The sequence below is a fragment of the Halosubterraneus shenae genome (assembly GCF_050510935.1).
In the GTDB taxonomy this organism is placed as follows: domain Archaea; phylum Halobacteriota; class Halobacteria; order Halobacteriales; family Haloferacaceae; genus JBDGPU01.
This window is the reverse complement of sequence record NZ_JBNLVO010000001.1, coordinates 486399-506093: the sequence shown is the minus strand read 5'-3', so window position 1 is coordinate 506093 and position 19695 is coordinate 486399. Positions and strand designations below refer to the sequence as shown.

Annotated in this window: 18 protein-coding genes and 1 tRNA gene; 10 read left to right on the top strand and 9 right to left on the bottom strand. The window is 68.9% G+C overall.

Going from position 1 to position 19695, the window contains the following annotated elements; all coding sequences use genetic code 11:
• The first annotated feature begins 89 nt into the window (after positions 1-89).
• Complete coding sequence (gene yciH, locus ACQE3M_RS02300) at positions 90-383, top strand: stress response translation initiation inhibitor YciH (RefSeq protein WP_430503849.1); 294 nt, start codon at positions 90-92, stop codon at positions 381-383.
• Positions 384-415: 32 nt separating this feature from the next.
• Here the strand turns inward: yciH and ACQE3M_RS02295 are convergent, their stop codons facing one another.
• On the bottom strand, positions 416-622 hold the full coding sequence (locus ACQE3M_RS02295) for a hypothetical protein (RefSeq protein ID WP_430503848.1): 207 nt from the start codon (positions 620-622) through the stop codon (positions 416-418).
• Between ACQE3M_RS02295 and ACQE3M_RS02290 the strand changes: the two genes are divergently transcribed.
• Positions 621-2777, top strand: a complete 2157-nt coding sequence (locus ACQE3M_RS02290; protein WP_430503847.1) for a CARDB domain-containing protein — start codon at positions 621-623, stop codon at positions 2775-2777. The genes ACQE3M_RS02295 and ACQE3M_RS02290 overlap by 2 nt on opposite strands.
• A 37-nt stretch (positions 2778-2814) precedes the next feature.
• Here ACQE3M_RS02290 and ACQE3M_RS02285 read toward each other — a convergent pair whose 3' ends face one another.
• The 4 genes from ACQE3M_RS02285 to ACQE3M_RS02270 all read right to left on the bottom strand — a co-directional run bounded on the left by ACQE3M_RS02285 (position 2815) and on the right by ACQE3M_RS02270 (position 5174).
• Positions 2815-3177 carry a rhodanese-like domain-containing protein gene (locus ACQE3M_RS02285; RefSeq protein WP_430503846.1) on the bottom strand — a complete coding sequence of 121 codons (363 nt, stop codon included), beginning with the start codon at positions 3175-3177 and terminating at the stop codon, positions 2815-2817.
• Positions 3177-3503, bottom strand: coding sequence for a cupin domain-containing protein (locus ACQE3M_RS02280; protein ID WP_430503845.1), 327 nt, complete (start codon positions 3501-3503; stop codon positions 3177-3179). The genes ACQE3M_RS02285 and ACQE3M_RS02280 overlap by 1 nt, the downstream gene beginning before the upstream one ends.
• Positions 3504-3630: 127 nt before the next feature.
• Positions 3631-4287: a DUF4382 domain-containing protein gene (locus ACQE3M_RS02275; RefSeq protein WP_430503844.1), complete on the bottom strand. Its 657-nt coding sequence runs from the start codon at positions 4285-4287 to the stop codon at positions 3631-3633.
• 53 nt (positions 4288-4340) lie between these two features.
• Positions 4341-5174 carry a carboxypeptidase-like regulatory domain-containing protein gene (locus ACQE3M_RS02270; protein ID WP_430503843.1) on the bottom strand — a complete coding sequence of 278 codons (834 nt, stop codon included), beginning with the start codon at positions 5172-5174 and terminating at the stop codon, positions 4341-4343.
• 192 nt (positions 5175-5366) lie between these two features.
• Between ACQE3M_RS02270 and ACQE3M_RS02265 the strand changes: the two genes are divergently transcribed.
• Positions 5367-5810 carry a hypothetical protein gene (locus tag ACQE3M_RS02265; protein WP_430503842.1) on the top strand — a complete coding sequence of 148 codons (444 nt, stop codon included), beginning with the start codon at positions 5367-5369 and terminating at the stop codon, positions 5808-5810.
• 901 nt (positions 5811-6711) lie between these two features.
• Here the strand turns inward: ACQE3M_RS02265 and ACQE3M_RS02260 are convergent.
• Complete coding sequence (locus ACQE3M_RS02260) at positions 6712-7389, bottom strand: class I SAM-dependent methyltransferase (RefSeq protein ID WP_430503841.1); 678 nt, start codon at positions 7387-7389, stop codon at positions 6712-6714.
• Between the two features lie 132 nt (positions 7390-7521).
• Here ACQE3M_RS02260 and ACQE3M_RS02255 point away from each other — a divergent pair, with 132 nt between their 5' ends.
• From ACQE3M_RS02255 to ACQE3M_RS02245, 3 genes are read left to right on the top strand one after another with little or no spacing between them, the layout of a single operon-like run.
• Entirely contained in the window at positions 7522-9501 is a 1980-nt protein-coding gene (locus tag ACQE3M_RS02255; RefSeq protein WP_430503840.1) for an ATP-binding protein, read from the top strand.
• Between the two features lie 3 nt (positions 9502-9504).
• Positions 9505-10278, top strand: coding sequence for an HAD family hydrolase (locus tag ACQE3M_RS02250; protein WP_430503839.1), 774 nt, complete (start codon positions 9505-9507; stop codon positions 10276-10278).
• Between the two features lie 58 nt (positions 10279-10336).
• Positions 10337-10756, top strand: coding sequence for a universal stress protein (locus ACQE3M_RS02245; protein WP_430503838.1), 420 nt, complete (start codon positions 10337-10339; stop codon positions 10754-10756).
• 1178 nt (positions 10757-11934) lie between these two features.
• Here the strand turns inward: ACQE3M_RS02245 and ACQE3M_RS02240 are convergent.
• Complete coding sequence (locus ACQE3M_RS02240) at positions 11935-13365, bottom strand: KaiC domain-containing protein (RefSeq protein ID WP_430503837.1); 1431 nt, start codon at positions 13363-13365, stop codon at positions 11935-11937.
• Positions 13366-13589: 224 nt separating this feature from the next.
• Between ACQE3M_RS02240 and ACQE3M_RS02235 the strand changes: the two genes are divergently transcribed.
• The 3 genes from ACQE3M_RS02235 to ACQE3M_RS02225 all read left to right on the top strand — a co-directional run bounded on the left by ACQE3M_RS02235 (position 13590) and on the right by ACQE3M_RS02225 (position 15802).
• The gene (locus tag ACQE3M_RS02235) at positions 13590-14411 is read left to right on the top strand and encodes an NAD(+)/NADH kinase (protein ID WP_430503836.1); all 822 of its coding nucleotides are present in this window, start codon (positions 13590-13592) and stop codon (positions 14409-14411) included.
• 1 nt (position 14412) lies between these two features.
• Positions 14413-14994 (top strand): hypothetical protein, encoded by a 582-nt coding sequence (locus tag ACQE3M_RS02230; protein ID WP_430503835.1) that lies wholly within the window; start codon positions 14413-14415, stop codon positions 14992-14994.
• Between the two features lie 148 nt (positions 14995-15142).
• Positions 15143-15802 (top strand): DUF7119 family protein, encoded by a 660-nt coding sequence (locus tag ACQE3M_RS02225; protein WP_430503834.1) that lies wholly within the window; start codon positions 15143-15145, stop codon positions 15800-15802.
• Between the two features lie 51 nt (positions 15803-15853).
• On the opposite strand, the gene ACQE3M_RS02220 is transcribed toward ACQE3M_RS02225, so the two are convergent.
• Complete coding sequence (locus tag ACQE3M_RS02220) at positions 15854-17266, bottom strand: M20/M25/M40 family metallo-hydrolase (protein ID WP_430503833.1); 1413 nt, start codon at positions 17264-17266, stop codon at positions 15854-15856.
• 99 nt (positions 17267-17365) lie between these two features.
• Here ACQE3M_RS02220 and ACQE3M_RS02215 point away from each other — a divergent pair.
• A tRNA-Lys gene (locus ACQE3M_RS02215) sits at positions 17366-17469 on the top strand.
• A 1230-nt stretch (positions 17470-18699) separates the two neighbouring features.
• Here ACQE3M_RS02215 and ddh read toward each other — a convergent pair.
• On the bottom strand, positions 18700-19647 hold the full coding sequence (gene ddh, locus ACQE3M_RS02210; protein WP_430503832.1) for a D-2-hydroxyacid dehydrogenase: 948 nt from the start codon (positions 19645-19647) through the stop codon (positions 18700-18702).
• Between the last annotated feature and the right edge of the window lie 48 nt (positions 19648-19695).

The following is a 19695-nucleotide window of genomic DNA, read 5'->3' as shown; positions in this document are numbered from 1 at the left end:
CCGGGACCCGGAGAGAGCCGGGCGTGGTGTCTCGCTACCGGGGCTTCCCGACACTATTTAATACCGCCATCCAGTAGCAACTAACTGTAATGTCTGAGGTCTGCTCGACGTGTGGGCTGCCTGAGGAACTCTGCGTCTGCGAGGACGTCGCCAAAGAGTCTCAGCAGATCAGCATCCGCATCGACGAGCGCAGATACGGCAAGGAGGTAACGGTCATCGAAGGATTCGACCCCAAGGACGTCGATCTCGACTCGCTGTCGTCGGATCTGAAGTCCAAGTTCGCCTGCGGCGGCACCGTCGAGGACGGCGCCATCGAGCTGCAGGGGAACCACTCCGGACGCGTGGAGGAGTTCCTCCGCGACAAGGGGTTCAACGTCGCGTGACCATCACCTAACCACCCACCGTCGAGCGCTTTTCATTCCGCAACGTCGCGAGCGACGGCGTTGCCGATAGCGGCGTCGATACCACCGCCGATAGCGGCGTCGATACCACCGCCGATAGCGCCGTCGATCATTGCTCCCGACCGCCGCTCCTGATCGTCGCTCCCGATCATCACCCGACAACGTTTCGGGTTTGCCAGGACCCGGGATTTGAACCCGTTCGCGTCCGAGGTGACGACCATGCGACCATCGTTCCGGGCACTCGCCGTCGCGGCCCTCCTCCTGTCGAGCGTCCTCGCGGCGCCAGTGCTGGCGATGCCGGCCGGCACGGCTCCGGACGCCGGCTCGCTGGCGGCTGGCAGCACCGAGGCCGCCGGCGTCGACGACGGCGGCGCACCCGACGTGATCGAGGCACCGACCAGCGACGTCGAGAGCGACGTCGAAAGCGACGGAATCCGCGAGGGCGGCGAGTCGCTCGCCGCGGGCCACGCCGCTCGCCCACGGTCAGCAGCGTCCGACGGGGACCGGATCCACCTCCGCAACGCGCTGCGGCAGGCGTCGCCGAACGGCGAGTACGCGGTGACCACGCGAGTGACCATGCCCGACCGGGTGACCGAGCTCCGGCTGTCGCTCCCGAGTCAGGCGAAAAACGTCGAGGCGACCGGCTTCACGAAGCAGGACGGCGAGTGGGTCTGGGACGGCGAGACCGACGGGCCGACGCTGGAGTACCGGATGCCGGCCAATCAGACGACGCGGGACGGCGGGCCGCTGGCGGGCGAGGGGAACTACCTCTTCGTCGACGTCGGCGACTGGGCCATCGTGCGGCCGCCCGGGATCGGCGTCGGATATGCCTGGATTGGTACTCAACCGACCGTCGAACGCCGGAACGTCGTCGACGGCGACGGCGCCGCGAGCGAGGCGATGGCGTACCTCGGCGACCACGAGACGTACACGCACGAGGCGAACGGCCAGGAGTTCCGGCTGATCGTTCCGGACGCAGCCGACCTCGAGGAGTCGCCCGACGCCATCTTCGAATCGCTCGGGCACGCCGCGGGGGCCCTCCAGGTCGGCGACCGGGATTCGACGGTGTTCCTGATCGCCGCACCGACGAGCCGGGTCGGCTGGGGCGTCCGCGGCCTCCAGACCGGTGACACCGACGCCTGGGTGCGGGACACCGAGCGGCTGGCGACGGCGGACAACGTCTGGGTCCACGAGTACGTCCACACTCGCCAGGGCTTCCGGACCGCGACGTCCGGGAAGTGGTTCACGGAGGCGACGGCCACCTACTACGCCGCCCTCCTCCCCCTCGAACGGAACCGGATCGGCTTCGACGCGTTCCGTGACGTTCTCGCGCGGGGCGAGGCGGACCCGCAGGCCTCGGCCGTGCTCGCTGACCCGGGCACGTGGGAGAACAACGCCCAGTACACGAAAGGCGCGCTCGTCGCCGGCGATATCGACCGCCGGATCCGGCTGGCGACGGACAGCTCCCGGACGCTGACGAGCGTGTTCCGCGACATGAACGCCCACGACGACCCGATCCGCAACGAGGACGTCCTCGGCGCCGTCGCCGACGCGAGTACGACGTCCGTGACGGACGAGGCGGAGCGTCTCACGACGACCGAGGCGACGGCGAGCGCCTGGGACCGCGAGACCCACAACGAGGCGTTCGGCCAGCAGCCGGCCCGCATCGTCTTCTCCATCGACGATCCGGACGCGGTCGTCGCGACCGGCGAGTTCGGAACGCGATCGATCGACCGCAACCCGGTCAGGCTCGTGACGGGCGAGACGCTCCGCGTCGCCGTCACCGTCGAAAACACCGGCGGCACGACCGGCGAGTACGACCTGTCCCTCGTCGTCGACGGCGAGGCGGTCGCGACGCGGACCGGCCGGCTCGACGCCGGCAACGCGACGGTCGAGACCTTCGAGAGAACGTTCGAGAAGCCGGGCGAGTACGAGGTGCAGACCGACGGCCAGCGGCTCACCGTCGTCGTCAGCGAGCCCGCGCCGCTCACGGTGAGCGACCTGACCGTCGAGCCGGAGACGATCACCGCCGGCGAGACGGTGCGGGTAAGCGGGATCGCGAGGAACGACGCCACGATACCCGGGAAAGCGAACGTCACGCTCACGGTCGACGGGGAGCGGACGGTCCTCGAGCCGATCCGGCTGGGGGCCGAAGACCGGACCGTCTTCCGGCGGGATCTGACCCTCGAAACCGCCGGTGAGGTCACCATCACCGTCGGTAATCGGAGTCGGACGATCACGGTCACCGAACCGGAACCGTCGACGACGCGGACAGCGTCGGACGGGGCGATCCCCGGCCTCGGGCCGGCCGTCGCCGCGGTCGCACTGCTGGCCGCGTCGCTGCTGGCGAGTCGGAGCGGTCGATCCGGGCGCTAGTGCGAGGGCGGCAGGCCGCGAACGGCGACACCTGCGCCTAGAACGGCGCTTCCGGCCCTTCGTCGGGGCTTTCCGCGGGGGTTTCGGTAGCTTCGAGCGACCCGGACCAGGCCTCGAGGCCGCCGCGCAGGCTTTCGACGTGCGCGTCGACGGTGCCGGTGTACGATCCGATGAGCTGGGCCGCCTGCCGGCTGGAGATCCCGTGGGGGCAGACGGTGACGATCCGGTCGGCACCGTCCAGCTCCGCGACGCGGGTCGTCAGCTCCGGGAACGGGATGTTCTCGCTGCCCGGGATGTGGCCGCGGTCGAACTCGCGTTGCGAGCGGATGTCGACGATCCGGAGGTCGTGGTTTGCGTCGAGCAGGTCGGCCAGCTCGTCGGGGTCGATCTCGCCGTCCATCAGGGAAGCGGGCAGAGGCTGGCGGTGAACACCGCGCGCTCGTCGGTCTCGTTGCGGGCGCCGTGCGCGTCGCCGCGCTCGTTGAGCACGACGGCGGGGGCGCTGAGCTGCTCCTCGTCGTCCTCGCGGATCACGGTCGGTTCGCCCTCCACGACGTGGAAGACGTTGGTCGCGTCGGCGTGTTCGTGCGGGTCGAGTTCGGCGCCCGGCCCGAGAGCGAACGCCTTCACGAGGACGTCGTCGGTGACGACCAGCTCTGCGGTCTCGACCTCGCCGTCGGCGGGGTCGAGGTCGGCGATGGCGTCGGCATACCGGTCGAGTGTCATACCGACTACTGGGTCGTCATCGGGTAAAAACCGTCGGAGACCCGTGGTGGTGTCGACGGCGACGGCGCCGTCGCTATGGGGATAATAAACAAAAAGCGAACGGGCCGAGCGTCGCCCGGGGACCGCGTTACGCGTCCGTCGTCGCGGTCGACTCCGCCGAGCTGTACGTCACTTCGATCTCCTCGGGCACCGGCTGGATCACGTACTTCCCGGTCTGGCCGCGCTTGACCGGCGTGAAGTCGGCGGTGAAGCTCGTCCGGGTGTCCTCGCGGATTTCGAACGGCTCGTTGAACGTGATCGGGGCCTCACCGGGGGTATCGACCTCCGGCTCGCCGCCGTCCTTCAGCGTCCCGTTCACGGCGCCGACGTCGAGCTGGAGGTAGCCGTACTCGCCGACCGCGAGCTCGCGTTCGTCGATGAGCTGCGTCTTCTCGCCCTGGAGCTGCACGAGGTCGGCCTGCTGGGGCTCGTCGAGCTCGAAGTACTCGCGACCGTCCTCCTCGTCGGTCCCGTCGTCGTTCTCGGTGCCCTCCTCGGTCTCGGTGCCCTCCTCGGTCCCGCTCTCGGTGCCGCCGTCCTCGCCGGCGGGGCCGAGCCAGAAGCCGACGATCTCGACGATCAGCTCCTCGAAGTCGTCGATGTCGCTTGGCTGGTCGGACACCTTCGTCGCGAGCGTGCCCGTCGCTTCGCCCATGCAGCCGGCCAGCGCGGTCGTTCCGAGCGCCGCAGCGCCGGTTGCCTGGAGATACGTCCGCCTGTCGATGTTCGTGGTTTTGCGTGTCATTGTGTGTAAAATGTTGTATCGTGTACCTGAAGAACTACCGGTCGACAGCTACGTTAGCTGTCGGAGTCGTCCTCGGTGTCGTCGTCTTCAGTCTCCTCTTCCTCGTCGTCGTCCTCGTCGTCTTCGTCATCGTCGTCAGCGTCCTCGTCGTCCTCCTCAGCGTCGTCCTCGAAGTCGAACTCGTGTTCGCCCTCGAGCTCGACCGCCTCGTCGTCGCTCTCGGACTCGTACTCGGCTTCGACCTCAACCTCGTCGCTGTCCGGGAAGTCGACGGTGATCTGGCCGTCGGCGTTCGTCGTGCCGACGTCCTCACCGTTGACCGTCACCGTCGCGTTCTCGACCGCGGAGCCGTTCGCGTCGGTCACGGAGAGGGTAACCGTCTCGTTCGGGGCGGCCTCGCCCTCGACCACGTTGATCGAGAGCTCGTCGTCGTCAGTCTCGTTCTCGTCCGACTCGTTGGCCTCCTCCGCGCCGACGTCATCCTGGCCCGGCGTCACGATGCCGTTGATGGCCTCGCCGAGGTTGTCGATCTCGCCGTCGAGGAAGGCGTTGATCGTCTCGTGGATCTCGGAGACGTGATCGGGCGCCTGCTCGGGCATGTCGCTCGGCGGGCCTGCGTCACCCGACTCGTTCGGGCGCTCGGACTCGTTTGCGGCCTCGTCAGGTGCGCCCTGCTCGTCGTCGGCCTCGTCGGAGTCGTTCTCGTCCGCGTCGTCAGCGTCCGCCTCGTCAGCGCCTGCGTCGTCGCCCTGACCCGGGGCATCGTCGCCGGGCGTTTCCTGGGAACTGTACGCGTCCGCGGGTGCCGCGCCGCCGACCGCGGCGCCGACGCCGGACACGGCGACCAGCGCGACGACCGCGATGACGGTGAGCTTCTTTGCGTTCATTGCACTCGGGTCAATGGCCGAGACCCATATTAACCCATATTCCCCTGAACCCGGATTTGAGTTGTTTGAGGGCGTCTAAAGCCGATTTAAGCCGAATTAAACTCGGGTTAACTGACGGTTGCAGCCCGCGAAAGCAGCGGTCTCCGGATCCCGGCCATCATGCTTACGCGCGGGCCCGCCGAAAGCCGAGTCATGACCGACGACGAGGCGACGAGCGAGGGCGGGAGCCAGGGGGGCGACGCCGATTCGGAAGCGGCATCTCGGTCCCGGCCGCTCCCCGACTCGTGGACGGAGGTCCGCGAACACGACTTGATCGTCGAGAAGTACGACCCGCGCGACCCGACCCTCTTCGTGCGCGAGGACCGCGAGCGCGCGGTCCACATCCTCCCCACGGAGCCGAACGTTCCGCACGCGGACACCCACGAGTGGCGCGTCGGCCTCGTCCGGGGCAACGTCGACGAACTGCTCGACGCCGAACCGATCGCTCGCGTCCACGGCCGGGAGAACGCCTACCACGTCGCCGTCACGTTCATGGCGGCCTACGAGGAAGCCGTGCCCGACGAGGGCGACGACGTCAACGCCATCGCCTACGCGATGGAGCAGGCCGAGCTGGAAGCCGATCGAGTTGAAGAGTGAACGCCGGGGGTCGGGCGATTGCGTATCGGAAGCGACGACACCACTCGGCGCACACGGAAAGCCCCAGCCGCTTTAGCGCGCGTTTATAAACAGATTCTACCTTCCAAGCCGGTGATACCACTCAACATGCCCAGAAAGCCCCAGCCGCTGAGTCGGTCGTGCTTATAAATAGAATAGGTCGTCGTCGCTTCTGACACCACTCGGCATACCCAGAAAAGCCCCAGCCGCTGACCGGTCGCTCTTATAAATAGAGTCGGTCGTCATTGCTGGAGACACCACTCAGCACACCCAGAAAGCCCCAGCCGCTGAGCGCTCGCGCTGCTCGCTGCGCGCCTCACGGCTCACTCGCTCCCTGCGGTCGCTCGTTCGCCGCTCCGGTGCTAGCGTCGCAGGGCGTCCCGCGCAGCGGCTGCCCCTTTCAGTCCCGCCCGGGAGTGGTGGCCGGGCGTCGCTCACGGCGGCTGGGGCGCCGACGACGTCCGCCGGCTGGCCGGCGTGCGGTGCGGGGCGGCCGGCGCGCGCGAGCAACGCGCGCGAGGGTGGCTGGTGGCGCGACGATGCGGTGCGGGCCGGCGACGAAGCGAGCGAAGGCCGGAAAGTCGCAGCGCGGCAGCCCGCTACTGCAGGCAGCCCGGCCCGTCTTTCGCGGCGGAGAGCGCGGATATGTCGCGTCGCGAGAAATCTTCGGTTTTCGAGGACAGCGACCGCGAGCGGCCGAGGGCTTTCTGGCTGTTGCGAGTTAGTGTAGCAGCGTCTGCACCTGCACATTCAATTTATAAACAAGAGCGGCCGGGCACGTTCCGAGTGGACGCCTCTCCATCGACAAAAACAACCGCCACACTCAAAAGCGGAGTTAGCCACGAAAACGGCCTCGAGGTCTTTCACCACCGGCGTTTCCGACTCAGGCGTCCGGCGGGCGGAACGCACGCAACGTATCCCGGTCGAGCTCCGCGACGGCGACCTGCTCGCAGCCGCGGTCCGTGAACACGGCGTTCCAGTCGCGGTAGTACAGCGGGAACTCGTCGTGCACGTAGTTGACCGCCTCGGCCGCCTCGGCCGCCGTCGCCTCCGCGTCCGTCGCCTCCGTGTCCGCCGTTTCCGCGTCCGTCGCCTCCGCGTCGCCCGGACCTTCGTGCTCGACCGTCACGATGAGGTCGTCGGCGATCCGGACCAGTTCGTCGAACACCCACTCGTTCTCCGGGTGGACGTGCTGGAGCGTCTCGACCGAGAAGACGGCGCCGAAGGCGTCGTCGTCGAAGTCGGGGACCACCTCCTCGATCGGGTCGGCGTAGAACCGCATCGCGTGCGCGAGTTCGGGGTACTCCTCGACCATCACCTCGAACGCGTCGGCGTTGACGTCGATGCCGTGGAGGTCGTCGTAGCCTTCCTCCTGGAGGTGTCGCAGGTGCCGACCTGAGCTACAGCCGAGTTCGAGTACCGGGTCCGTCGTGTCGACGCGCTCGTCGAGGAGCGCGCGGACGCGCTCGCTGGTCTCGTCCGGCCCGTAGTAGGCGTAGTAGTCCGGCGAATATGCCCCGGACCGGTCCGCCCACTCGTCGAGCACGTCGTTGGATTTCACTACCGTGAGAACACGACCAAGGGGGATAATCCCACTGGCTCGGTCGTCGTCCCTCTCCTCGGGCCAGAGCGCCGCCCGCGGCGCGCCGGACGTGGGGAAAGCGATTTGCCCGTGCGCGGTCGTGTGGCAACCATGACTCTCGAGGACTTCACCGACTTCTCCGAGGACGACTCGGCCGACGACGCCGACGACACCACGGAGAGTGCCGGTGAGCCCACTGACGCCGGCGCGACCGACGAGGCCGCGGAGACGGCCGACGCCCCGACCGACGACGGCGCGGAGGTCATCGACTCGGTGCCGGACTTCGACGAGGCGGGCGACGTCGCCGCCGACGACGCAGGATCCGGCTCCGGATCCGGATCCGGAGCGAACCCGGCGACCGCCGAGCGCGACGACGACGCGGCTGACAGCTTCGAGCGATTCGCCGCGGAGGCGACCGGGCAGGACGCGGGCGTCGGCGTCATCTCCGTCTCGCAGGGGCTCCGCGTGTCCGAGGAGGAGGACGAGACGACGCTCCGGGCGTTCATCACGACGGACAACCGCGAGTCGGTCCGGCTGGGGAAGTACCTGCTCGTGCCGTATCCGGACGGCGAGCGCCTGTTCTGCCGGATCACGGGCCTCGAGTACGCCCAGGAGTTCCAGTCGGACGACGCGACGGAGATCCACGCCCGCCGACAGATGCGCCGCGACGAGTTCGAGGAGCGCGACTACAAGTTCGTCGCCGACCTCGAGCCCGTGGCGGTCATCTCCGGCGAGGACGACGACCTGACGCGACGGATGACCGACCGCGTCCCGAAGCCGGGCGCCGTCGCCGAGGAGGCCAGCGACGCCGCCGAGATCAAGACCGGGCTGAAGATCCCGGAGGAGGGCGTCTTCGTCGGCCACCTCTCCGTCGGCGGGGAGAAGGTCCGGACCGCGGCGGAGCCGCCGACGGTCGATTACCGCGTGACGGACGACTACACCGACGGCGACCCGCTCGTCTTCCGGCACACGCTCGTCGCGGGCGGAACCGGGGCCGGGAAGACCCACGGCTCGAAGAACATCCTCCGGCAGTACCTCGACAAAGAGCGGACGTATCCGATGGACGACGGCCGCGAGGCCAGAATGGCGGTCGTCCAGTTCGACCCGCAGGACGAGTACGCGCAGATGCACGACGACAACCCGGACCTGGACGACGAGTTCGCCCGCCGGCTGGAGCGCGAGAACGTCGCGTACGGCGGCCACGACGACACCGTCGCGCTCGTGCCCGCGGTCGCGAACGCGTCGTACCCGGGGAACGGCCACCGCGCCGAGCAGGTGGAGTTCACCATCCCGTTCTCTCTGGTGCAGGACATGCCGTGGCTCGTCGCCGGGTCGAGCCTCAACGACAACCAGTACCCCGCGCTGCTGACGCTCATCAACCGGTTCTTCCGCGATTACGGCGACGACGGCACGTACGAGCAGTTCGTCTCCTACCTCGACGACCCGGCGCTGAAGGAGGAGCTCGACGAGTCCGGGCGGATCCACGAGGCGACCTTCGACGCCGTGAAGCGCCGGGTCCGGGGCGTGCCGAGCGGCGTGTTCGACCAGGACGCGAAGCCGATTACGGAACTGGACCACACCCTCGTCCGGCCCGGCGGGCTGACCGTGATCCCGACGTACCACCTCCCGACCTCGCGGGTGAAGGAGATGATCGTGCTCGCGACGTCGGCGTTCCTCATCGACGACAAGCTGTCGAACGACCCCGCGAGCGACCGGATCAAGGAGACGCCCCTCCTGGTCGGGATGGACGAGGCCCACAACTTCCTCACGGACGCGGACAACGTGCAGGCGCGGAAGGTGATCGAGAAGTTCACCGAGGCCGCCAAGCAGGGGCGGAAGGAGCGGCTCGGCCTGTTCCTCATTACGCAGGACCCGCAGGACATCGCCGAGTCCGTCTTCAAGCAGATCAACACGAAGATCGTCTTGAACCTCGGCGACGAGGACGCCATCTCCAGCGTCAACATCCCCTCGAACCTCGCGGGCAAGGTCCCGTACATGGAGAAGGGCCAGATGGTCGTCTACTCGCCGGACAACTCCGAGCCCGTCGAGCTGATCGGGCTCTCGAAGTGCGTCACGCGACACGGGGACTGAGCGATGCCGGCGACACCACCTGCGGACGACGCGTCGCCCGCGGACGACGCCGCCCCGGCCATCGAGACGGTCCTGTTCGACCTCGACGACACGCTAGTTGAGTACCGCCGGTCGCCGGGCGAGGTGCTCCAGGCCAGCTTCGAAACTGTCGGCGTGGAGGAGCTGTTCCCGGTCGAGGCCTACTACGGCCGCTTCGAGGAGTTCGCCGAGAAGACGGAGTCGATGGCGGAGCTGCGGGCGGAGTGTTTCGCCGCCCTCGCCGCGGACCGCGGGAACGACCCGGACCTCGGCCGCGCCGTCGCCGACGCGTTCGACGAGGAGCGCGACCAGTCGAACGTCGAACTCCGGCCGGGCGTCGCCGAGACGCTGGACGCGCTCGCGGCGGACCACCGGCTCGGGATCGTCACCAACGGCGCACCGGACGCCCAGCAACGCAAGATCGACGCCGTCGACCTCGACCGCTGGATAGAGACGACCGTCGTCGCCGGCGACGAGCTCCCGGCGAAGCCCTCGCCGGCGCCCTTCGAGCGCGCGCTCGACGCCCTCGACGCGAGGCCCGAAACGACCGTCCACGTCGGCGACTCGATCGACTCGGACGTCGCGGGCGCGGCCGCGGCCGGGCTCCACTCGGTCTGGGCCGCGGACCGCGCCGACCGCGCCAGCGACGACGTCGCGATCGAGCACGACCCAACCTATCGGGTCGACGCCGTCGCCGACCTCCGGACGCCGCCCTGGCGAACGGGCTCCCCGTCGGGTCGGTCGTTGCCGTCGCGCTGACACCGGTCGCCCGAAACGGGGAGTTCCTTTTTAAGTGTGGCTGCAGGAACGTTCTCACATGTCGAAACGAATCCTGGTCCCGCTCGACGGGTCGGAGCTGTCGATGCAAGCACTCCAGTTCGCCGCCGACGAGTGGCCCGACGCGGAGCTGACGCTGCTGCACGTCGTCAACCCGGCGGACGCGACGGCCGGCGCGGAGGGCGGCTTCCCGAACGCCGTCGAGCAGTGGTACAGCGGTGCCCGCGAGCGCGCCGAAAACGTCCTCGACGAGGGCGCCGCGTCCGTCGACCGCGACGTGGAGACGAAGATCGAGGTCGGGCGCCCCGCCCACACCATCGTCGACGTCGCCGAGGACGAGGGGGTCGGCCAGATCGTCATCGGCAGCCACGGCCGCAGCGGGCTCCAGCGCGTCGTCCTCGGCAGCGTGGCCGAGGGCGTCATGCGGAAGGCGGATATGCCCGTGACGGTCGTTCGATAAGCCTGATCGGGAACCGCCGCCTGGAAGAGCTTCGCTGAATCGGGCCGGCGATTTCGGGAGACGCGCGTCGGCTACTTCTACGTCGCTCCTGACGACGCGTGAAACGGTATCGTTGCTGGCGACACCACTCGGCACACGTGATAAGTCCCGGGCGCCGAGCGGTCGCACTTATAAATGAAAACGGGCGTCGTCGCGAGCAACACCACTCGGCACCCCCAGAAAGCCCCAGCCGCCGAGCGGTCGCTTTTATAAACAAATTCGGCTGTCGGTGCTTGCGAAACCACTCAGCATGCCCAGAAAGCCCCACCCGCTGAGCGCTCGCACTTATAAACAAACTTGGCTATCGTCGCTATCGAAACCACTCGGCACACCCAGAAAGCCCCAGCCGCTGAGCGCTCGCGCTGCTCGCTGCGCTCCTCTCGGCTCACTCGCTTCGCTCGTTCGCCGGGTTGCGGTGCTAGCTTCGCAGGGCGTCCCGCTCAGCGGCTGCCCCTTTCAGTCCCGCCCGGGAGTGGTGGCCGGGCGCGTCGCTCGCGGCGGCTGGCGAGCGGTCGCGGCGCGGGTGCGGTGGCGCGCGCGAGCAACGCGTGCGAGGGAGGCCGTGGCGCGCCGAGCGGTGCTGTGCCGGCGCGCCCCGGTCGAGGCTGGGGAGGGCTGAGGAATCGCGGTTGCTGTGCGGTGCTGTCGCGGTGCTGTTGCTGTCGCGGTGCTGTTGCTGTCGCGGTGCTGTTGCTGTCGCGGTGCTGTTGCTGTCGCGGTCGCTGTCCTGGCGGACTGAAAGGGCGAGTGCCGGTCGCGCCGGAGGGGAGTCGCTGAGCCGACCCCTATCCGCGCCGGGCGGTGTCTTCGTGAACGCAGTGAACGAAGGCCAGAAAGTCGCAGCCCGGCAGCCCGCCACTGCAGGCAGCCCGGACCGTCTTTCGCGGCGGAGAGGCGCGGATATGTCGCTTCGCGAGAAATCGAAGATTTCTCGGAGCCCGAAAATCTCCGATTTTCGAGGACAGCGACCGCGAGCGGCCGAGGGCTTTCTGGGTGTTTGCGGTGCTGTCGAGCACAGCAGCGTCTGCACCTGAGCATTCAGTATATAAACAAGAGCGGCCGAGGGCTTTCTGGATGGTTGCAGTGCCGTCGAGAGAAGCAACGTCTGCACCAGTTCAACCAACTGCAAAACCACAGAATTAGAAGATGTTCGCCTGCTGATAGACCGAGATCCCCTCGTCGGTGATCTCGTACGGCTTCGTCTCCCGGGAGTGGTTCGCATCCCGGATCTTCTGGATCTCGACGGCGAGTCGCGTCTCGCGGAAGTCGGAGGGGCGGACGTACTGGAGGATAAACACCGCGTCCGTCAGGTATTCGACGATGCCGTGGCGTGAGACGTAGGGGTTGTCCTCGCTCGCCTCGGAGGTGAGCATCGTCGTCACCCCGGCCTCCTTCAGCGAGCGCGTGAAGTCGAACACCTCCGAGCGGCGCTTCGCGGGGTGGTCGTACATCATCTCGAGCAGCGAGACGGAGTCGAGGACGAGCCGCTCGGCACCGAACTCGTCGATGAGCCGTGAGAGGTCGTTCCGGATGGACGCCAGCGAGTTCGCCATCTCGATGGGGTCGATGGCGACGACCGCGAGCAGGCCCTCCTCCTCGTACTCCCGGAAGGACCAGCCCTTCTCCTCCGCTGTCGAGAGGATGGCCTCGCGGCTCTCCTCCAGGGTGATGTACACCGCGTTCTCGCCCGCGCGGAGCGCCTCGTGGAGGAAGTGGAGCGCGAACGTCGTCTTCCCCGTCCCGGCCGAGCCGATGGTCGTGATCAGCGACCGCTCCGGCACGCCGCCGAGGATCATGTCGTCGAGCCCCTCGATCCCGATCTCGATGCGGTCGATCTCGGACTCGAACTCCTCCTCGTCGAGGTCGGTCGACGGGGTCGGACCGCCGCCACCCTCGCCGAAGTCGCCGAACCCGAACTCGTCGCCGCCGACTGACGGCGTCTCACCCCCGCTCAGCTCCCCGCCGCCACCGCCACCGAAGCTGGAATCCCGCGGACCCCCGAAGTCCGCCCGGCCGCCGGGCGTCCCCGGCTCCCCGGATTCCGCCTCCCCGGATTCCTCCTCGCCGAGGGCCTTGAAACCGAACTCGTCGCGCTGGCCGCCGCCCGTACCGGCTTGCTCGGGTTCGCCGGACGTGCCACCGAACGGGCTGGGTTCCTCGGCTTCACCGCCAAACGGGCCGGCTTCCTCGGACTCGCCGCCTGGCGGCTGTGTCTCGCCGCTCGAGTCGCCCGCCGGTTCGGATGGCTCCTCCTCGTCCGCCGGCGGCCCAGCCAGTCCGCCGAACTCCGCCTCGGAGGGCTCCGATTCCTCGCCCGAACGCCGCTTCCCGAACGTCTCCTCGACGTCCGTCGCCCAGTCCGGTTCCTCCGAGTCCGCAGCCTCCCGCTCGGGTTCGGCCGCCGTCTCCCCGGGTTCGGCCCCGGACGCAACTTCGGATGCCGACTCCTCCTCGGCCGCGGCTTCAGCCTCGGCTGTTTCCCGATCCGTCAGCTCCTCGGAGGGCTCGCCGCCCTCCTCGATCTCCTTGACCGCGCGCTCGAACCAGTCCTCCTCTTCCTCGTCGCTCATGGTGGGAATGACCGGCTTACTCGAACGGCGAGACCGTTCATACCCTGCAAGAGGTGGGCCGCACGTTTGAACCTTTATCCCGGAACGGTCGCTGGCGACTAACCGTTCGGGCAGTCGAGGGGCCGCAGCGGTCGGTGGGCGGTGGCCGGCTGACGGTCAACCGCAGCCGTCCGGCGTCCGACGGTACCCGACGGTTTTTGTCCGGGGCCGGAGAAGCGGGACGTATGCAGGTCGGCATCGTCGCGCAGAAAGGGAACCCGCGGGCGGCGTACCTCGCAGACGACATCCGAGAGGCCCTTTCCGACCGCGACGTCACGGTGTGGCTGGACGAGGCGACGGCGACGGCGCTCGGCGCCGACGGCTACGGAATGGACCGATTCGAGTCCTGCGACTGCATCGTCGCTATCGGCGGGGACGGGACGTTCCTCTACGCGGCCCATCACGCCGGGGGGACGCCCATCCTCGGCGTCAACCTCGGCGAGGTCGGCTTCCTCAACGCCATCTCGCCCGACGACGCCGAGGAAGCCATTCTCGAAACGGTCGAGGCGCTGCAGGCCGGGGAGGGGACCGTTCGCGAGGTGCCCCGGCTCGTCGCCCGGACGGACGAGTGGGCGTCGAGCCCGGCCGCGAACGAGATCGTCGTCCAGGGACCCCGTCGGGGGCGCGGCGGCGGCGTCGACTACGAGATCCGCGTCGACGGCTCGCTCTACTCCGGCGGGCACGCGGACGGCGTCATCGTCGCGACGCCGACCGGATCGACCGCCTACAACCTCTCCGAGCGCGGGCCGATCGTCCATCCCGGCGTCGACACGATCATCGTCAACGAGATGGTCGCGGAACGAGGGATGCCGCCGCTCGCGGTCCCCCTCGACAGGACGGTCTCGGTGACACTGACGGGCGCGGAGACGGGCGTCGTCGTCAGCGACGGTCGGGACCCGAAGGAGCTGTCGGTGCCGGTCGAGATCGCGATCGAGCGCAGCGGCCCGCCGATGCGGATGGCCGGACCGAGCCCGGACTTCTTCGAGGCGCTCGGCAAGCTCTCCTGAGATGGAGCGCCCCCTCGGCCTCGCGTCCTTCCGGAAGCAGACCCGCGCGGAACACGTCACCGTCGTGCTACTTGCCGGCATCGCGTGCGCCGTCGCGTACGTCGGTGCCGCGGTCCTGCTCTTCGGCCTCGGCGCGCTCGACCACGGCGTCGACCGAACGGCGCGTCGCATCGCGGGGGCGTTCGCGTCGATCGCGTGCTGGAGCGTCTTCGCCGTCGCGTTCACCCGGGGCACGGGCGGCCCCGTGCTGAACGCGGTGGTGTACCCCGTCTTCACGGTCGGGCTGGTTCCGTTGCTGGTTCGCTGGGCCGTCTTCGGTCCGAACCTGGCGGGGATCCGCCGGCGGTTCGAGTTCGCCCTGTTCCGGCCGGGCCTCCTCGTCGACGCCGCCGCGCTGCTCGCGCCGGGCCTCCTCGCGTTCGCCTCCATCCTCTCGATCTGGGGCGCGCTACAGGGTGACGAGGCGATCCGGCGCTGGCAACGCGAGCACCTCGACCCCGAGTTCTACGACCGATTCGTCGACGTCGGCGACGACGGCGGCGACGCCGGCGACGACGACGGCGACGTCGGCGACGACGTGTAACTCGCCGATCGAGCGAGCGTCGACCACGACCGACAAACTCGCGGTACGGTCGTGTCATCGAAAGAAAGGAAGCTAGCCGGATCCCCGGGACACCTGCGAGTTCTGCCAACGGGCGAGGGTATTTTGAAGCAGAAAGCCAAGCGAAGGTATGAGCGAGGAGCAGCCCTTCGATCGCCGCTCGCCGGTCGGTGAACCGGTCGTCCGCGCGGATCCCGAGATAACCGGGGAGCGGGCGACCGACGCCGTCGGCTTCGACCCCGATGATCCCGAAAGCGTCGCCAGGGCCGCCGAGACGGTCCACGAGTTCGCCACCGGCGACGTCGGCGGCGACGACCACGTCCTGATGCTTCGCGGGGCCGCGGCGTGCGCAGCGCTCGTCCGCGGCACGGGGTCGTACAAGGCGGCCGCCGAGCGCGCCGGCGACGGGGTCTCCGTCTCCTTCATCCGGAAGTGGGCTCGCGTCCACGACCTCCCGCAGGCGATCCGTCGCCACGTCGCCCGTGGTCTGATCGCGCCGACCGCCGCGAAGCACATCGCTCGCGTCGGCGGCGAGGACCGGCTCCTCCTCGCCTGGGCGATCCTCGACGACGACCTCACCGTCCGGGAAATCCGCGCCGTCGCCTCCGCGGTCAACGACGACCAGACCGCCGAGGAAGCCCTCCGCGAACACGGCGCGGACCCCGGCCGCATCACCCTCGACCTCCCCGTCGAGGAATACGTCGAGCTTCGACGACGCGCGTCGATGCGCAACGAGAAGCCCGGCGAGGTCGTCGCGGAGACGCTCCGGGACGCCTTCGACGACGAGTAGAACCTCGCGGACGAGGCTGTCGCCCCCGATGGACCAGGGAACCGCCGCTTCTCAGTCGTCCCGTCGTTCGGGAGCCGCATCGTCAGCGACCGCAGCGGCAACGTCGGCGGCAACCGTCTCGTCGTCACCGAGGAAGGCCGCGGCCGCCGTCGCGATGGTCCGCCGGCTCCCCTCGACCTCCGGCCAGTAGACCGTCTCGTTCGGGAAGTGGGCTTCCTCGATCGTGCCGGGGCCGAACAGGACCGTCGGGATCCCGGCCTCGATGTAGTGCCGGGAGTCCGCGCCGTACGTCGCGCCCTTCGGCTCCGTCGCGTGGAGGTCGGTCGCGCGCATGCCCGCCTGGACGGCCTCGACGACGGGCGTCGCCGGGTCGACCTCGGCGGGCTCGAACTGCACCGAGAAACGCTCGAAGCGGGGCGGGTGCTCGCGGAGCCACGGGTCATCGGCGGCGACCGCGGCGAGGCGCTCGCGGAACTCCGCTTCGACCTGGGCGACGGTTTCGCCCGGGGCGACGCCGATCCGGAACGCCGCCGTCAGCGTTGCCGGAACCGTCGACGCCCACGACCCGGCTTCGACGCGCCCGGCGACGACCGGCCAGGGGACCGGGAACTCCGCGTAGAGCGGGTGCGTCACGCGCTCGCCGCGCTCGGTCTCGAGCTCGCGGAACGCCGCACGGATCCGCTCGAAACGCGGGAGGACGTCCTCGCCGACCCAGCGCGTCGCCGCGTGGGCGCTCCGGCCGGTCAGTTCGAGCTCGGCCATCAGGCTCCCCTCGCAGGCGACGACGGGGCGGAGCTCGGTCGGCTCCGCGACGAGCGCCGCGTCGCGCTCGAAGGGGTACGGGTTCGCGGCGGCTGCCGTCGCCGCGCCGTAGCCGCCGTCCTCCTCGCCGGCGACGCCCTCGACGACGACCCGGGCGTCGAGATCGACGTCGTCCGCTTCCACCGCGTCGCGGAGGTCGAGCGCGGCCCCGACGCAGGCCGCGAAGCCGGCCTTCATGTCGGCTGCCCCGCGAGCGGTGAGGGTGACGCCCTCGTCGCGGTCGGCGGTCGGCTCGCCGTCGCGGTCGCGCCACTCGGGCTCGAAGGCGTCGGTGTCCCACTCGTCGGGTTCGGTCGGGACGACGTCGAGGTGGCCGTTCAGGACGAGCGTGGGGTAGGGGTCGGCGGCGTCGGCGGCATCGGCATCGGCGGCATCGCCGTCGGCTCCGTCACCATCGAGCGTCGCCTCGCCGAAGGCGAACGCGCCGGCGACGCTGGTTCGGCCCGCGACGTCGTCCGCGTCGAGGTCGTCGGGGAAGGAGGGGTGGTCGGCGAGCAGGGTGGCGTCGGCGTCCCAGGTGTACGTCTCGAAGCCCAGGTCGGCGAGCTGGTCCCGGACCCACTCGGCTGCCGGGGCCTCGTGGCCGGCGGTCGTCGGGAACCGACAGAGTCGGTCCGTGAACGTCCGGAGATCGAAGGTCATTGCCAATGGGAGGGGAGAGGCCGGGAAAAACCGTTTGGGTCGACGGCGGGGCGCGGTTTTGTAAACGCTTATGCGTGCCCTGTGGCTATGGTAACTCGAGGGCCGGTAGCTCAGTTAGGGAGAGCGTCCGGCTTTTAACCCGATCACGTTTCGTGGTGGGGAAAGTCACCGGACGGTCGGGGGTTCGAATCCCTCCCGGCCCGTTTGCTGCCGCGAGCAACGTCGCGAGCGGCAGCACTACGCTGGGAGGGTTCGAATCAGGGAGCGGAGCCTGCGGAGCGACCGTGGTTCGAATCCCTCCCGGCCCGTTTTTAAATCGTAAACCGGCGAGTATCCGGGTTCTGCGTGTTTTCGTCGGTTCCGGATCGCTGGGTCGAATGATCGGCTATCGTCGACGGCGAGGCCACTCGATATGCCCGGTAAGCTCCAGCCGCTGTGCGCTCACATTTATAAATCAGATCAGCCGTCGACGCGAATGACACCACTCAGCGTGCTTCGAAAGCCTCAGCCGCTGAGCGCTCACACCTATAAATACGTTCGCTCGTCGCCACTAGTGACACCACTCGGTGTGCTTCGAATGCCCCAGTCGCTGAGCGGTCGCTCTTATTGGTATAATTGGCCATCGTCGCCGGCGACACCACTCGGCATGGTTAGAAAGCCCCAGCCGCTGAGCGGTCGCGCTGCTCGCTGCGCTCCTCACCCGGTTCGCTCACTGCGTTCGCTCGCCGGGTTGCGGTGCTAGCGTCGCAGGGCGTCCCGCGCAGCGGCTGCCCCTTTCAGTCCCACCCAGGAGTGGCGGGCCCGGCGTCGCTCGCGGCGGCTGGCGGGCGGTCGCGGCGCGGCAGCGGTGGCGCGCGCGAGCAACGCGTGCGAGGAGGCCGGGGCGCGCCGGAGCGGTGCTGTCCCGGCGCGCCGGAGCGGTGCTGTCCCGGCGCGCCCCGGCCGAGGCTGGGGAGGACTGAGGAGTGCGGTTGCTGGGCGGTCGCGGTGCGGTTGCCGTCGCGGTCGCTGTCCTGGCGGACTGAAAGGGCGACGGCCGGTCGCGCCGAAGGGGAGTCGCTGAGACAGGCCCTATCTGCGCCGGGCGGTGCGGAGAGGCGCAGATATCCTGCTCAGCGACCGCGAGCGGCCGAGGGCTTTCTGGATGTTGGCGGTGCTGTCGAGCACAAGACCGTATCACCTGTTCAAATTTGCTTATAAAGAGCGGCCGAGGGCTTTCATGCTGTTCTGGTCCAGCGAAGCGGCGTCTGCACCTGTCCATCCGGTCTACAAGCAAGAGCGGGCGAGGGCTACCAGATTATTGTCGTCCAGTGGAACAGCGTCCGCACCCGGAGATTCAACTTATAAACGGAACCGGTCGAGATATACCTCGCCGGGGAAACTTTGTAAACCAAATCTACACAAATAGCTACCAATGATATAGATCTTGCAGCTCAAACAACCCGGTTCGCGTAGCCCTCGCCACGCGCCTGTCGCCGCAGACTCTCGACCACGATAGCACCGACTCGCTCGCCGTACTCCCGGTGCGCGGCCGCCGCGTGGGGCGTGACGATCACCCCCTCGAGGTCCCAGAGCGACGAGTCCTCGGGAAGCGGCTCCGTCTCGAAGACGTCGAGGGCGGCGCCCGCGATGATCTCGTCGTCGAGGGCATCGACGAGGTCCTGCTGGGCGACGACCTCGCCGCGCGCGACGTTGATCAGGTAGGCGTCCTCGCGCATCGCGTGGAGCTCGTCGGCGCCGACGAGTCCCTCCGTCTCGGGGGTGAGCGGGACCGCGAGCGCGACGAAACGGGCGTCCGCGATGGCCTCGTGGAGCTGGTCGCGGCGGTACACCTCGTCGACGCCCTCGACCGGCGTGGGCGTACGTTTGACGCCGACGACGTCCATCCCGAGCGCGTCGGCGCGGGCGGCGATACCACGGCCGAGCCCGCCGAGCCCGACGATACAGAGGCGCTCCCCGCGGAGCGAGAACGGCTCGTCGTGGGCGGGCCACGACCACTCGCGGTCGTGCTGTTGGTCACGGAAGCGGTGGAGCCGCCGGGCGAACGAGAGCATGTAGCCGGCGACGGTGTCGCCGACGCTGTCGCCGTGGATCCCCGTCGAGTTCGTGAGCGCGACGTTCCGGGCCTCCAGCTCATCGAACGGGAACCGGTCGACGCCGGCCTGGACGGAGTGGATCCAGTCGAGATCCGCCGCCAGGAACGCCTCGTCGTACGCGAACGTCACGAGGGCGTCACAGTCAGCGAGCGCGTCGCGGTCCCCGGCCTCGACGACGACCACGTCGAGATCGGGGCTGGGTGCCTCCTCCCTGAGGTACGCCGCGAGGGTCTCCGGGGGGAACACCTGCGCCACCGAGTCGTGGATACCGAGCGTCTCGATCATAGCTGTGACTGCGCGGGAGGGGCTGTTAAAAGGTGGCGAGCCGGCGAA